General features: G+C 42.8%; 11 protein-coding genes. 10 read left to right on the top strand and 1 reads right to left on the bottom strand.

Features of this window, described 5'->3' with window-relative positions; translation table 11 throughout:
- Positions 1–14: 14 nt before the first annotated feature.
- The 8 genes from murD (at position 15) to lpxC (ending at position 9,539) form a co-directional block, all read left to right on the top strand.
- Positions 15–1,337 carry a UDP-N-acetylmuramoyl-L-alanine--D-glutamate ligase gene (gene murD / locus D5018_RS14595; RefSeq protein ID WP_121839739.1) on the top strand — a complete coding sequence of 441 codons (1,323 nt, stop codon included), beginning with the start codon at positions 15–17 and terminating at the stop codon, positions 1,335–1,337.
- Entirely contained in the window at positions 1,324–2,541 is a 1,218-nt protein-coding gene (gene ftsW, locus D5018_RS14590; RefSeq protein WP_121839738.1) for a cell division protein FtsW, read from the top strand. Before murD ends, ftsW begins: the two co-directional genes overlap by 14 nt.
- Positions 2,538–3,659, top strand: a complete 1,122-nt coding sequence (gene murG / locus D5018_RS14585) for an undecaprenyldiphospho-muramoylpentapeptide beta-N-acetylglucosaminyltransferase (protein WP_121839737.1) — start codon at positions 2,538–2,540, stop codon at positions 3,657–3,659. The genes ftsW and murG overlap by 4 nt, the downstream gene beginning before the upstream one ends.
- A complete protein-coding gene (murC, locus tag D5018_RS14580) occupies positions 3,656–5,110 on the top strand; it encodes a UDP-N-acetylmuramate--L-alanine ligase (RefSeq protein ID WP_121839736.1) in 1,455 nt (484 codons plus the stop codon). The genes murG and murC overlap by 4 nt, the downstream gene beginning before the upstream one ends.
- 94 nt (positions 5,111–5,204) lie before the next feature.
- On the top strand, positions 5,205–5,975 hold the full coding sequence (locus D5018_RS14575) for a cell division protein FtsQ/DivIB (protein ID WP_121839756.1): 771 nt from the start codon (positions 5,205–5,207) through the stop codon (positions 5,973–5,975).
- Between the two features lie 3 nt (positions 5,976–5,978).
- The gene (gene ftsA / locus D5018_RS14570) at positions 5,979–7,214 is read left to right on the top strand and encodes a cell division protein FtsA (RefSeq protein WP_121839735.1); all 1,236 of its coding nucleotides are present in this window, start codon (positions 5,979–5,981) and stop codon (positions 7,212–7,214) included.
- A gap of 30 nt (positions 7,215–7,244) precedes the next feature.
- Positions 7,245–8,435 (top strand): cell division protein FtsZ, encoded by a 1,191-nt coding sequence (gene ftsZ, locus D5018_RS14565; RefSeq protein ID WP_121839734.1) that lies wholly within the window; start codon positions 7,245–7,247, stop codon positions 8,433–8,435.
- A 180-nt stretch (positions 8,436–8,615) separates the two neighbouring features.
- Positions 8,616–9,539: a UDP-3-O-acyl-N-acetylglucosamine deacetylase gene (gene lpxC, locus D5018_RS14560; RefSeq protein ID WP_121839733.1), complete on the top strand. Its 924-nt coding sequence runs from the start codon at positions 8,616–8,618 to the stop codon at positions 9,537–9,539.
- Between the two features lie 5 nt (positions 9,540–9,544).
- Here lpxC and D5018_RS14555 read toward each other — a convergent pair whose 3' ends face one another.
- The gene (locus D5018_RS14555) at positions 9,545–9,997 is read right to left on the bottom strand and encodes a DUF721 domain-containing protein (protein ID WP_121839732.1); all 453 of its coding nucleotides are present in this window, start codon (positions 9,995–9,997) and stop codon (positions 9,545–9,547) included.
- Positions 9,998–10,021: 24 nt separating this feature from the next.
- Between D5018_RS14555 and D5018_RS14550 the strand changes: the two genes are divergently transcribed.
- Together D5018_RS14550 and secA are read left to right on the top strand one after the other, a co-directional pair.
- Positions 10,022–10,921, top strand: coding sequence for a M23 family metallopeptidase (locus D5018_RS14550; RefSeq protein WP_121839731.1), 900 nt, complete (start codon positions 10,022–10,024; stop codon positions 10,919–10,921).
- Between the two features lie 58 nt (positions 10,922–10,979).
- A complete protein-coding gene (secA, locus tag D5018_RS14545) occupies positions 10,980–13,706 on the top strand; it encodes a preprotein translocase subunit SecA (RefSeq protein ID WP_121839730.1) in 2,727 nt (908 codons plus the stop codon).
- Positions 13,707–14,382: the final 676 nt, after the last annotated feature.

The following is a 14,382-nucleotide window of genomic DNA, read 5'->3' as shown; positions in this document are numbered from 1 at the left end:
GTTAGGGTAATAGAATGAAACAGCCATACACGCACATAGTACTTGGAATGGGAGCCACCGGGCTTTCCATCGTGCGTTTTTTGCTTAAACAAGGTATTACCCCTTGCGTTATGGATAATCGCGCTTTGCCACCTGGACTGGAATCTTTAATGAAAGAATTCCCTACCGTGGGCGTGGTTGTTGGCAAGTTTGATCAAGATATGTTGTTGGAAGCAAGGCAGATTATTATCAGTCCAGGGGTATCGATATCAACACCTGAAGTGAAAACCGCTAAAAATCTCGGCGTAGAAGTGGTTGGTGATATTGAGTTATTTGCTCGAGCAATTTGCTCAACTCAGGCCGATGTCATTGGCATTACAGGATCGAATGGTAAGTCTACCGTAACCACTTTGGTGGGGGATATGGCTAAGCGAAGTGGCATAAAGGTAGCAGTAGGTGGCAATATAGGAACCCCTGCATTGGATTTGCTTGAGCAAGAAGCCGCTCTGTATGTATTGGAGCTAAGTAGCTTTCAACTGGAAACCACTACAAGCCTAAATTGCCTTGCGGCAACATGTTTAAATATTTCTCATGATCATATGGATAGATACCTGACATTTGATAGCTATCGCAAGACTAAGTTGAAGCTATTTGATCAAACTCAATATCAGGTGATTAATAGACACGATTTTCAAGCGCATCCCCTAAACCTAACGAGCGTAATTAGCTTTGGTTTAGATAAACCTGAATCACAGCAATGGGGAGTTGTCGACGGTCAGTTTTGTCATGGTGATGAAAGCATTATGCCCACCAATGAAGCCGCAGCTTTAGGTCGCCATAACCAAGCAAATATCCTTGCTTCGATGGCATTAGCTCAAATTGCTGGCGTTAAAAAAACTGCAATGATAGAAGCCGCTAGTCAATTTGTTGGATTGTCTCATCGCTGCGAAAACATTGCCAAGCATGATGGAATAACATTTATAGATGACTCTAAGGCGACTAATGTTGGTGCTGTCGTAGCGGCCATAGATGGACTACATAATGATGATGGCAATATCATACTTATTGCAGGTGGTGATGCTAAAAAAGCCGATTTATACCCTTTAAGAGCACCACTTGAACGAGTCAAAGTTACCATTCTATTCGGCCAAGATGCCGAGGCGTTGGCTGAGTTGACAAAGAACCATAAAGTTGTTGAGAACATGAAGCAAGCGGTAACTTACGCCATAGAGCAAGCTGAGGATAAAGATATCGTTTTGTTATCTCCTGCCTGTGCCAGTACAGATATGTATCACAATTTTGTTGAGCGTGGTAACGACTTTAAACAAAAGGTGCTTGAACATTATGGCGAGCACTGAAAAACAGCTTAATTTATTCGGATCTGAAGTTTCTTGGTCTTGGCCGAAGCGATTATTGGGTGATCGCCGTCCGGGTCATCAGCTCTATGATAGGGGATTATTATTCTCTATCATTTGTTTATTTGGCTTTGGGTTTGTGATGGTGATGTCAGCCTCAATGCCAGAGGCTGAAACGTTAACCGGAAATCCTTATCAGTTTGTTGGGCGCCATTTATTGTACCTTGGAGGCTGTTTAGCCATTTCCATCGTTGTGCTCAGTGTGGATATGAGTTTCTGGCAAAAGCTGAGTCCTTGGTTGTTAATTGCAGTGCTGCTTGGTTTAGTTACGGTATTGCTGATAGGGCATAACGTCAATGGAGCGACTCGATGGCTAAAGTTGGGGCCAATTCGTATCCAAGTGGCCGAAGTAGCAAAGTTGGCATTTAGTGTCTATTTGGCTGGATATTTAGTTAGAAAAAATAATGAAGTACGCCAGCGTATGTTTGGTTTTATTAAGCCAATACTCGTACTTGTTGCTTATGCCGGGTTAATACTACTGCAGCCAGATTTAGGGTCAGTGGTTGTGTTGTTTGTCATAACCGTAGGTTTGTTGTGGTTAGCTGGGGCAAGATTACAAGACTTCTTCTTGCTGATGATGTTAGGCGTTGCCTTATTTGTTGTGTTGGTGGTAACAGCGCCGTATCGAATGCGACGTGTGACATCTTTTATGAATCCTTGGGATGACCCTTTTGGAGCCGGGTATCAGTTGACTCAGTCATTGATGGCTTATGGTCGTGGAGGCTGGTTAGGACAAGGATTGGGTAATAGCATTCAAAAACTAGAATACCTTCCTGAAGCGCATACAGATTTTATTTTTGCAGTCGTTGGTGAAGAACTTGGTTTTGTTGGGATCATTCTTGCGCTTTCAATACTACTGTTTGTGACGTTAAGGGCGATACGGCTTGGCAGTAAATGTTTAGAATCGAGCAAGCCGTTTGAAGGTTTTTTAGCTTATGCCATTGGTATTTGGATTTGTTTTCAAACTATCGTTAATGTTGGTGCAAGCATAGGTATGCTACCTACCAAAGGGCTTACTTTACCTTTTATTAGTTTTGGTGGGAGTAGCTTATGGATCATGACGGCGGCTGCCATGATGTTATTACGGATTGATCATGAAGTACGTTTGGATCAAACACAAGCTATCCAGCGGCGAGGAAGTACATGACAACATTATGCAAAACAAATAAAAAAACAGTGAAGAAACGAATTTTAGTCATGGCTGGTGGGACTGGTGGCCATGTTTTTCCAGCTTTAGCGGTAGCAAAAAAATTGGCTAATGAAGGGTGGGAAGTACTTTGGTTAGGTACGGCTGAAAGAATGGAAGCTAAATTAGTGCCGCAGCATGGATTTAATATTGAGTTTATTGATATCAAAGGCGTTCGCGGCAACGGTATCATTAGAAAATTGATGGCACCAATAAAAATAATCAAGGCCATCGCTCAAGCGAGGTTTGTGATCAAAGCGTTTCAACCCGATGTTGTTATAGGCATGGGGGGCTTTGCCAGTGGGCCAGGTGGTATAGCGGCTAAGTTATGTGGCATTCCTTTGGTATTGCATGAGCAAAATGCGATCCCTGGGATGACAAATAAGTTGCTTTCAAAAATCGCCACCAAGGTATTATGTGCATTTGAAGGTACTTTTGAACCATCGGTGAATGCAAAAGTTGTTGGTAATCCGATCAGGGCTGAATTAGAAAGCTTGAGGGGCGAGACTTGGTCAATAGACGATAAGGCCTTAAAAGTATTGATTGTCGGTGGCAGTTTAGGAGCAGGTATTTTTAATGACTGGATGCCGTTAATTGCGGCTGAATTAAGCCGTATTCATTCATTGACATTGTGGCACCAAGTGGGTAAGGGGAATTTACAGGCCGTTACTAAGGCTTACCAAAAACAACAACAACAAGATTCAGTTCAAGTTACTGAGTTTATTGATGACATGCAAGCTGCCTATCAATGGGCTGATGTGGTAATTTGTCGTGCAGGGGCTTTAACAGTATCTGAATTGGCTATGGTTGGAAAGCCGAGTATTTTAGTTCCTTACCCGCATGCCGTAGATGATCACCAAACCTTAAATGCCAATGTTTTGGTTAATGCAGGCGGTGCGTTTTTGTTACCTCAACCGATTGCATCAGTTGAGTTGTTTGTTGAAAAATTGAGCCTGTTAGCTGAAAACCGAGCAGAATTAGCTGCGATGGGCAAACAAGCGAAGCAAGTAGCCACGATTAACGCCACAGAGCAAGTTGCTGCGGTGTGTAAAGCACTAACGGAGAAAGAAGTCGCATGACAAATGCAGAAAAACACGCGCAATTACGCAGTCAAATTCCAGAAATGCGTCGTATTAAACGCATTCACTTTGTTGGCATTGGTGGTGCAGGCATGGGCGGGATTGCAGAAGTGCTTTTAAATGAAGGTTATGCGATCAGTGGCTCAGATATTGCCAGAAATAGAGTGACTGACAGGTTGGCGCAACTAGGGGCTGAAATTAATATTGGGCATCATGAAGATAACATCAAACAGGCTGATGTTGTCGTGGTATCAACAGCTATTCAAAATGATAATCCTGAGTTGATCTCCGCGCAAGCGTTGAGGATTCCACTTGTTCAGCGTGCTGAAATGTTAGCAGAGTTGATGAGATTTAGACACGGTATTGCCATTGCGGGAACTCATGGAAAAACCACCACAACCAGTTTGATTGCCAGTATTTATGCAGAAGCGAAAAAAGATCCAACATTTGTTATCGGTGGCTTGCTCAATAGTGCTGGAACCAATGCTCGTTTAGGCAGTAGCCGATATTTAATTGCAGAAGCGGATGAAAGTGACGCTAGTTTTTTGCATCTACAGCCAATGATTGCGGTTGTAACCAATATTGAAGCCGATCATATGGGAACTTATGAAGGTGATTTTGAAAAACTAAAATCGGCCTTTATTGAGTTTTTACATAATTTGCCATTCTATGGGCTAGCAGTTGTATGTATAGATGATCCTGTGGTTCGAGAGTTAGTGCCTCGAATTGGTCGTAAGGTTGTGACATATGGCTTTAGTGATGATGCTGACTATAAGGCCGTAAATTTTGAGCAACATGGGGCTATCAGTGCGTTTACAGTTCGCCGCGCAGGAAAAGAAGACTTAAAAGTTAAGCTAAATATGCCAGGAAAGCATAATGTTCTTAATGCGCTAGCTTCTATTGCCGTGGCAGAAGAAGATGACATTACAGAGTTACCTATTGAAAAAGCCTTAGTAGAATTTCAAGGCATTGGGCGTCGTTTTCAAAAGTTGGGAGACTTCAGTACTCCTAAAGGGCAAGTTCTTTTAGTGGATGATTACGGTCACCACCCCAGTGAGGTTGCTGCAACAATAGAGGCGGCTAGACAGGCCTATCCTGATAAGCGTTTGGTGATGGCCTATCAGCCACACCGCTATACTCGTACTCGGGATTTATTTGAAGACTTTGTAGATGTGTTATCTCAAGTCGATAGTTTACTGTTATTGGAAGTCTATGCCGCTGGAGAGGAGCCAATTCCAGGGGCTGATGGCCGTACTCTATGCCGAGCGATTCGTCAGCGTGGCAAAGTGGATCCAATATTTGTTAATTCTACTGAGCAATTAGCTACGCTTTTGCCTGATGTATTACAAGACAACGATCTCGTGTTAACCCAAGGGGCTGGAAACATTGGAGCATTGTCGAAAGAGTTAGTAAGATCAGAGCTGGGATTTTCGTTGATTAAGGGTGAATAATCTTCATAATATGGCGTTTAATCGGCAGATATACCATGCTCTAACAGCGCTAATTTAAGAGTGAAACTAGCATGTGGTGTGGAGTGACTCAGGCTTGAAATGGAGAGAAAACTACCAGCGTTATAAAGAAAGGCTGACGGATGTTAATTGGTATTTTGTTGGCGGTCTTTTTTTTCTAGTGCTTGTGATCTTCGGATTTTCGTTGACAGGATGGAAGCTAACTAAGCTAGTCAATGATGCACAGCAAGTACCGATTGACGCTGTTGTTGTGAAAGGAGAACGACACTATCTGACTGATAGTGAAATACAAATGGCGCTTAAAAGTTTGCTAAGTCGTAGTTTTTTTAGTGCCAATGTGACTCAAGTACAAAAAGCGTTAGAGGCGTTACCGTGGGTGTACCGCGCTTCGGTTAAACGTGAATGGCCTTCAAAATTGAAGGTTTACATACAGGAGCAACAGGTACTGGCTCATTGGAATGGTAATCAATGGATCAATCAACAAGGTGATGTGTTTCAAGCGGTTGTACCTAAACACATAGAAATGGGGCCCTTACCTTACCTATATGGGCCAAATGGAGAGGCAAAGGACATGCTCAAAAGCTACCAACAGCTAAAAAAGTTATTAGCCATAAATGGATTTCATGTAGAGCGGCTAACGCTAACGCCAAGGCGTGCTTGGCAAGTGATATTAGCAAATGGTATAGAGCTTCACCTTGGGCGAGAAGACAAAATGCGTCGTGTGCAGCGATTTATAGATGTGTATCCAATCTTAAAAAAAGAAAACAAGCCAATAGACCATGTAGATTTACGGTATGATACTGGATTAGCTATCGGCTGGAAAAAAAGACAAAGTGAGAATCGATAACTCATGACCAAAAACCAAGAAAGAAATTTAATTGTTGGGTTGGACATAGGAACCTCAAAGGTGGCAGTGATCATTGGGGAAGTATTACCCGATGGCGAAATTACTGTAGTGGGTGTCGGTAATCATCCCTCAAGAGGAATGGATAAAGGCGGCGTCAATGACTTAGACTCAATCATCCGAAGTGTTCAGCGTTCACTCGATCAAGCTGAATTGATGGCTGACTGTCAAGTGACCTCCGTTTATCTCAGTATTTCTGGTAAACATATTTCTTGCCAAAATGAAAATGGCATGGTGTCTATTAATGATGAAGAAGTGACTCAAGAAGACGTAGATAATGTGATTCATACCGCTCGTTCGGTTAAAATACCTACTGAGCGTAGAATTTTGCATGTACTACCACAAGAGTATGCCATTGATGTTCAAGATGGGATAAAAAGTCCAATTGGAATGTCAGGAATGCGGATGGAAGCAAAAGTGCATATTGTGACCTGTGCCAATGATATGGCGAAAAATATCACAAAAAGTGTTGAGCGGTGTGGCTTAAAAGTGGATGATCTAGTGTTCTCAGGTATAGCTTCAGCCGATGCCACTTTGACAAATGATGAAAAAGACTTAGGGGTATGCTTAGTCGATATTGGTGGCGGTACAACAGACATCGCGGTGTATACCAATGGTGCACTTCGTCACTGTGCTGTGGTTCCTGTTGCTGGAAATCAAGTAAGTAGCGATATTGCGAAGATATTCCGGACCCCATTGACTCATGCTGAACAAATTAAAGTTCAGTTTGCTAACGCTAGAAGTGCAGCGGTTAGCCGAGAAGAAAATATAGAAGTCCCGTCAGTAGGAGGACGACCATCACGTTCGATGTCACGTCATACTTTGGCCGAAGTGGTGGAACCAAGATATCAGGAAATGTTTGAACTGATACTGCAAGAATTACGTGATAGTGGTTTTGAAGATCAAATAGCAGCTGGGATCGTATTAACAGGTGGAACAGCTTCGATAGATGGCGCAGTAGATGTAGCAGAAGCAACGTTTGGTATGCCGGTGAGGGTTGCAAACCCATTGGCAGTAAAGGGGCTTTACGAATACATTAAACAACCAATTTATTCAACGGGATTAGGATTATTACACTATGGCGCTCGTCAATTGATGAATCGTGAAAACGATCGTTCTGAGCGCCTAGGCGTAACAAGCTTTATCGGTACAGTGAAAAGTTGGTTTAAAGGTGAGTTTTAATTTTAATGCAGGCAATATGGAGTTCTGATTATGTTTGAGATCATGGACACTCATTCAGACGAAGCGGTGATCAAGGTCATCGGAGTCGGTGGCGGCGGTGGTAATGCTGTCGAGCACATGGTTAAACACAATATCGAAGGGGTGGAATTTGTTGCTACCAATACCGATGCGCAAGCCTTGCGCAAGTCATCGGCGGGTTCAACGATTCAGCTCGGTCGAGATATTACTAAAGGTTTAGGTGCTGGTGCGAACCCTGAAGTAGGTCGTTTAGCAGCTGAAGAAGACAAAGATAACATTCGTGCTGCAATTAAAGGTTGTGACATGATTTTTATCGCAGCCGGTATGGGCGGTGGAACAGGCACTGGTGCAGCGCCAGTTGTTGCACAGATTGCCAAAGAGGAAGGGATCCTAACGGTCGCAGTTGTGACCAAGCCATTTCCATTTGAAGGTAAAAAGCGCATGACGTTTGCTGATGAAGGTATCGTTGAGCTTGGTAAGCATGTTGATTCACTTATTACCATCCCAAATGAAAAACTGTTAAAAGTGTTAGGTCGTGGTACCTCATTATTGGATGCGTTTGCAGCCGCTAACAACGTACTGCTTGGAGCTGTCCAAGGTATTGCAGAGCTTATAACTCGTCCTGGTTTGATTAACGTTGACTTTGCAGACGTGAAAACAGTAATGTCAGAAATGGGTAACGCCATGATGGGTACAGGGATTGCCAGTGGTGAAGATCGTGCTGAAGAAGCGGCAGAATCAGCGGTAGCCAGTCCATTGTTAGAAGATATCGATCTTGCTGGTGCTCGTGGTGTATTAGTCAATATCACTGCTGGCATGGATATGAGCATTGAAGAATTTGAAACTGTGGGCAACCACGTTAAAGCTTATGCTTCTGATAATGCTACGGTTGTTGTTGGTGCAGTTATTGATACAGAAATGAGCGATGAGTTAAGAGTAACGGTAGTTGCAACGGGTATTGGTGCTGAGAAAAAACCTGACATCACATTGGTAAATAAGCCCAATACGCCAGTATCTTCACCTCGAGTAGAAGTTGAGCCAGTTACAGTCAGTGTGGCTGAAAATTTGGCAATCGATGATACAAAAGTGGGGGTTGCTACGCCAACAGGAAATGTCGTTCCTGCGCAACAAACAGCCCCAACGCCGGAAAGTAAGCTAGACTACTTAGACATTCCTGCGTTTTTACGTAAACAAGCTGACTGATAATTGGTTAGCTTAAGCCCACGATATAGGGCTTGAGCGACATAGGTTTTGCCTCAAATGAGGTGAATTTTTGTGTCGTCAACAAAATGTGTTAGTATATTCGACCCGCTTGAACCAGCCTGCGGTTTAAGTGGGTGTTTTACTGACCGATAGATACAAAAGACAAATACAGGTAACTGCATGATTTTTCAAAGAACCGTAAAGAAAATGGTGAAAACGACTGGCGTTGGCTTACATTCCGGCCGTAAAGTCACACTTGCCATTCGTCCAGCTCCGGTAAATACAGGTATTGTATTTATGCGCACGGATATGGAACCGGCGGTTGCAATCCCTGCAAAAGCGGATCAAGTTCGTGAAACTATGCTTTGTACTGTATTGGTTAATGACGACGGTGTGAAAATCCAGACCATCGAGCATTTATTTGCCGCTTTGGCAGGGTTAGGTATCGACAATGCTTATATTGATGTTGATGCTGAAGAAATCCCGATCATGGACGGCAGCGCAAGCCCATTCGTATTCTTATTACAATCGGCAGGAATTGCTCAACAATCATCACCTAAAAAGTATATTAGAATCAAAGAGACTATCCGTGTTGAAGACGGAGAAAAATGGGCTGAAATTAAACCTTACTCTGGTTTTAAAGTTGACTTTAAAATTGATTTCGAACATCCAGAAATCGCGCGTAGTCAACAACACATGGTGATGGATTTCTCAACGTCAGGCTTTGTTAAAGATATCAGTCGCGCTCGTACCTTTGGTTTTATGAGAGATATCGAATATCTAAGAGCCAACAACCTTGCACTAGGCGGCAGCATGGAAAATGCGGTAGTGCTTGATGAATATCGAGTATTGAATCCTGATGGGCTGCGTTATGACGATGAATTTTTAAAGCATAAAATCCTTGATGCATTTGGGGACTTGTATGTCGCAGGTCACGCGTTGATTGGTGAATTCTGTGCTTATAAAACAGGTCATGCTCTCAACAATAAACTGGTTCGTGCATTACTCAACCATCAAGAAGCATGGGAATTAGTAAGTTACGAACAAGAAGCCGATGTTCCTGTGCAATTCATTAGCACCAGCAACGCGGCTGCCATGGCCTAATATTTCTAAGATTGCCTATTACGGCTGGCTAATGCAGCCAGCCGTTTTAGTTTCTGGCCTAACTCTCCTTCAACACTCTCTGCCAGTGCTTCAATGTGAGAAGCTGAAGTTTGACTGAGTTTTGCGTGCTTAATGGGAGGATTTGCGTCATAGGTCGATAACCTTGGGTTGACTTTGACGTCAATACCAGTGAGCATTGGCAATGCTTCATTTTGAATTGTAAGTAATATTTGAGACTTTTGTGCATTTAATCGAGTAGCCCAAACCGCAGAGGGCGTTTCAAGGATTAATGTATTTTGACGTAAGTTAACTACATGCACTTGCTCAGCTATCGGACCACGTAAATGCTGCTTTAGCAATTGGTTCAAACGTAAAATTAGTTCGGCTTTCTCTTTTAGTTCAGGCAGTGAGCCTGAGTTATTAAGCAATTGATTGAGTTGTTGAGGAAGCTTTTTCATATTAATAATATTGGCTAATGGTTTATGAGTGTCACTTTATTTATACAAGGTAAACAAGGTGCAAAACGCATTGAATTAGGAAAGCGCTGGCTATTATTGCCTGTGACGCTCATAGCGATCCTTGTGAGTGCATACCACTATAATAATCAGCGATTTGTTGATCAGCAAGTTAGCATTAACACTGCTAAGCATCAAAGACAGGCTCAAAAAGAGCAAGTCATAGAACTCAAACAACAAACTCAAGCTCAAATTGCACTGCTCGTTTCTCATATTGCTCGAATGCAAGCCAATCTTACTCGTGTTGAAGCTCTAGGTCAGCAAGTTGCCAAAAAGAATCATTTGGACGATCAATTTAACTTCTCAACCGAAGTTGGTGTTGGTGGTGTCAGTGAAATAGGTGAGAGTGTCCAGCTAGATCAGCTTCTTAAAGATATGGATGATCTTGCAAACCGTATCGAAAATCGTCAACAACAACTCAAAGTACTTGAAACTGTTGTAACTAATCACCATATAGATATCGAACGATACATTTCCGGTCGTCCCATTAATAAAGGCTGGCTATCTTCTCCTTATGGATTACGCAATGATCCTTTCTCAGGCCGAAGAGCAATGCATAAGGGCATTGATTTTGCTGGAACTGAGGGAGAGAATGTTGTGGCTACAGGTTCAGGAGTTGTGACTTGGGCGGGGAGTATCTTCGGATATGGAAATTTAGTCGAAATTGATCATGGTAACGGGTTACGTACTCGTTATGGACACAACGCAAGCATTAGCGTTCACCTTGGTGATGTCGTTGCCAAGGGACAAAAAATTGCCACTATGGGAAGTACAGGGCGTTCAACCGGGCCTCATGTGCATTACGAAGTGTTGCGGGCAGGACAACAAGTCAATCCGCAAAAGTACGTCTACCGTAAACCAAGATGATCACCCTTGGTCGTTAACTTTAGACAGATTTTAGCCTCTAGCAGAAAAAGTGATTCAGATGTTTGGAAAATTACTAACAAAAATATTTGGTAGCCGTAACGAACGCACCCTGAAAAGTTTAGGAAAAGTTGTCACCCAGATTAACGCAATGGAAGTGGATTTTGAGAAGCTTTCAGACAACGAACTTGCACAGAAAACCAATGAGTTTCGCAAGCGTATTGAAGATGGTGAAACCTTAGATAGCATCACTCCTGAAGCGTTTGCTGTCGTGCGTGAAGCTTCTAAGCGTGTTTTTGATATGCGTCATTTTGACGTTCAACTATTAGGTGGCATGGTACTGGACAGTAACCGCATCGCGGAAATGCGTACCGGTGAAGGTAAAACGTTAACTGCAACTTTGCCTGCATACCTAAACGCATTAACGGGCAAAGGCGTACATATCATTACCGTGAATGATTACCTTGCGGGTCGTGATGCCGAGTTAAATCGCCCATTGTTTGAGTTCTTGGGTTTGACTGTTGGTATCAACGTAGCGGGGCTTGCACCAGAAGAGAAAAAGCAAGCTTACGCGGCTGACATTACTTACGGTACCAACAACGAATTTGGTTTCGACTATCTTCGTGACAATATGGCGTTTTCACCACAAGAGCGCGTGCAACGTCCACTTCACTATGCACTGATTGACGAAGTTGACTCGATTCTTATTGATGAAGCTCGTACTCCACTTATTATTTCTGGTGCTGCAGAAGACAGTTCTGAACTTTACATTAAAGTTAATAAGCTGATCCCAAACTTAGTTTCACAAGAGAAAGAAGACAGTGAAGAGTTCACTGGTGACGGTGACTACAGCGTTGATGAAAAGTCGAAGCAAGTTCATATGACTGAGCGTGGTCAAGAAAAGATCGAGAACTTGCTTATTGAAACGGGTTTACTTCAAGAAGGCGACTCACTCTATTCAGCTGCGAACATTTCATTACTTCACCATGTAAATGCCGGTCTGCGTGCTCATACCTTATTTGAAAAAGATGTTGACTATATCGTTGCTGACGGTGAAGTGGTAATTGTTGATGAACATACCGGTCGTACCATGCCGGGGCGCCGTTGGTCTGAAGGTCTACACCAAGCGGTAGAAGCCAAAGAAGGCGTGGATATTCAAAACGAAAACCAAACGTTGGCATCCATTACTTTCCAAAACTACTTCCGTCTATACGAAAAATTAGCGGGTATGACAGGTACTGCGGATACCGAAGCGTTTGAATTCCAACACATCTATGGTCTAGACACGGTTGTTGTTCCAACCAACAAACCGATGATCCGTGATGATCGTGCTGACTTGGTTTATCTAACAGCTCGTGAAAAATACAACGCTATTTTGGATGATATTCGCGATTGTCGTGAGCGTGGCCAGCCAGTCTTGGTGGGTACCGTTTCGATTGAGCAATCTGAATTATTATCTCGCTTAATGAAGCAAGAGAAAATTCCACACCACGTACTGAACGCAAAATTCCACGAAAAAGAAGCAGAAATTGTTGCTCAGGCTGGTCGGTCAGGTTCGGTAACCGTGGCAACAAACATGGCGGGTCGTGGTACAGATATCGTACTAGGTGGTAACTGGAATGTAGAAGTTGCAGAACTAGATAATCCAACGGATGAGCAAATTGCAAAAATCAAATCTGACTGGCAAGTTCGTCATGACGAAGTCGTAGCAGCAGGTGGTTTGCACATCCTAGGAACAGAACGTCACGAATCTCGTCGTATCGATAACCAGCTTCGTGGTCGTTCAGGCCGTCAGGGTGATGCGGGTTCTTCTCGCTTCTACCTATCTATGGAAGACAGCCTAATGCGTATCTTCGCTTCAGACCGTGTATCGGGCATGATGAAAAAACTGGGTATGGAAGAAGGCGAAGCTATTGAGCATCCGTGGGTATCACGTGCCATTGAAAATGCACAACGTAAAGTAGAAGCGCGTAACTTCGATATCCGTAAGCAATTGTTAGAGTTTGATGATGTAGCGAACGACCAACGCCAAGTGGTGTACTCGCAACGTAATGATCTGATGGATGCTGAGCATATCGAAGAAACCATCGCCAGCATTAAAGATGATGTACTTAATGCCATGATCGATCAGTACATTCCGCCACAGTCAATTGAAGAGCTTTGGGATATACCAGGTTTAGAAACCCGCCTTCAGCAAGAATTTGGTCTGAAATTGCCCGTTCAAGAGTGGTTAGATAAAGAAGATGATCTTCATGAAGAAACGCTTCGTGAACGTATTGTTGAAACTTGGGCAACAGAATACGCACAAAAGCAAGAAATGGTCGGTCCTGAAGTATTACGTCAATTTGAAAAGTCAGTAATGCTACAAACGCTCGATACATTGTGGAAAGAACACTTAGCGGCAATGGATCACCTAAGACAAGGTATTCACCTACGTGGTTATGCGCAAAAAAATCCAAAGCAAGAATACAAGCGTGAGTCGTTTGAGCTATTCCAAGAAATGTTGGAATCTCTAAAGTACGATGTGATCAGCATTCTTTCTAAAGTTCAGGTGCAAGCACAATCTGAAGTTGAAGAAATGGAACAGCGTCGCCGTGAAGAAGAAGCGCGCCTCCACCGTGAATATCAACATGCGCAAGCAGAATCGATGGCAACGGGTGATGAAATGACAGCGGAAATGGCTAATCACACTCCAATCGTCAGAGAAGGTGAGAAGATTGGTCGAAATGATCCATGCCCATGTGGCTCTGGTAAAAAGTACAAACAATGCCATGGCCGCTTGAACTAAACATCTACTTATATAAGTGAACCTAAAAAAGCGCTTCTAATATGAAGCGCTTTTTTTATGTTTGCACACCGAGTTATATTGAATAGTAGAAGTCAGTTCGAAGACTACTTCAAATATAAAGAATGGTAGTACAGTGGAAATATGACTTTAAAAGCAATAAATGTGGATAACTCTGTGAGTTAAAGGTGCGTTAAATGTGCTTAATTTGGTAGTAAAAAATAAATGCAAAAAACCTTCAAAAAAGGGTTGCGCAAAATTCTAAGCTCCCTATAATTCGCCACCACTGACACGGCACAGCGGCAAAACAAACACTGTTACAGCAGCTACTGAGTCAGGACAGCCTTGAGCTTCAAGGTAGAAAGTGAAAGCGATTAAGTCACTTTTTAAACGGTCGAAAAAAACTTTAAAAAAAGTTGTTGACGACCACAGGGAAATGCGTAGAATACGCAGCCCTGAACCGCTGAAGAGAATGCTTCAACGGTGTGCTGATAAAAGCACAATGTTCTTTAAAAATAAGTATCAAGCAAATCTGTGTGGACACTCGCAGAAATAGAAACATCCAGTTATCATCTTCGGATGCTAACAAAAATTCTATCAATGAAGAGTCCGCATAGATAGAAATCAAACTTACTTAGGTAAGACTGATTTCAGACATGCAAACGATTGGCTTTTAATT

The organism is Parashewanella curva, assembly GCF_003675895.1.
GTDB classification, from domain to species: Bacteria; Pseudomonadota; Gammaproteobacteria; order Enterobacterales; family Shewanellaceae; genus Parashewanella; species Parashewanella curva.
Note: the sequence above shows the minus strand (reverse complement) of the source record. Positions and strands in the feature narration are given on the sequence as shown.

Excerpts from the sequence above, each read along its gene's own strand:
- murD (WP_121839739.1), top strand. The coding sequence starts at position 15 with ATGAAACAGCCATACACGCACATAGTACTTGGAATGGGAGCCACCGGG.
- ftsW (WP_121839738.1), top strand. The coding sequence starts at position 1,324 with ATGGCGAGCACTGAAAAACAGCTTAATTTATTCGGATCTGAAGTTTCT.
- murG (WP_121839737.1), top strand. The coding sequence starts at position 2,538 with ATGACAACATTATGCAAAACAAATAAAAAAACAGTGAAGAAACGAATT.
- murC (WP_121839736.1), top strand. The coding sequence starts at position 3,656 with ATGACAAATGCAGAAAAACACGCGCAATTACGCAGTCAAATTCCAGAA.
- ftsA (WP_121839735.1), top strand. The coding sequence starts at position 5,979 with ATGACCAAAAACCAAGAAAGAAATTTAATTGTTGGGTTGGACATAGGA.
- ftsZ (WP_121839734.1), top strand. The coding sequence starts at position 7,245 with ATGTTTGAGATCATGGACACTCATTCAGACGAAGCGGTGATCAAGGTC.
- lpxC (WP_121839733.1), top strand. The coding sequence starts at position 8,616 with ATGATTTTTCAAAGAACCGTAAAGAAAATGGTGAAAACGACTGGCGTT.
- D5018_RS14555 (WP_121839732.1), bottom strand. The coding sequence starts at position 9,997 with ATGAAAAAGCTTCCTCAACAACTCAATCAATTGCTTAATAACTCAGGC.
- D5018_RS14550 (WP_121839731.1), top strand. The coding sequence starts at position 10,022 with ATGAGTGTCACTTTATTTATACAAGGTAAACAAGGTGCAAAACGCATT.
- secA (WP_121839730.1), top strand. The coding sequence starts at position 10,980 with ATGTTTGGAAAATTACTAACAAAAATATTTGGTAGCCGTAACGAACGC.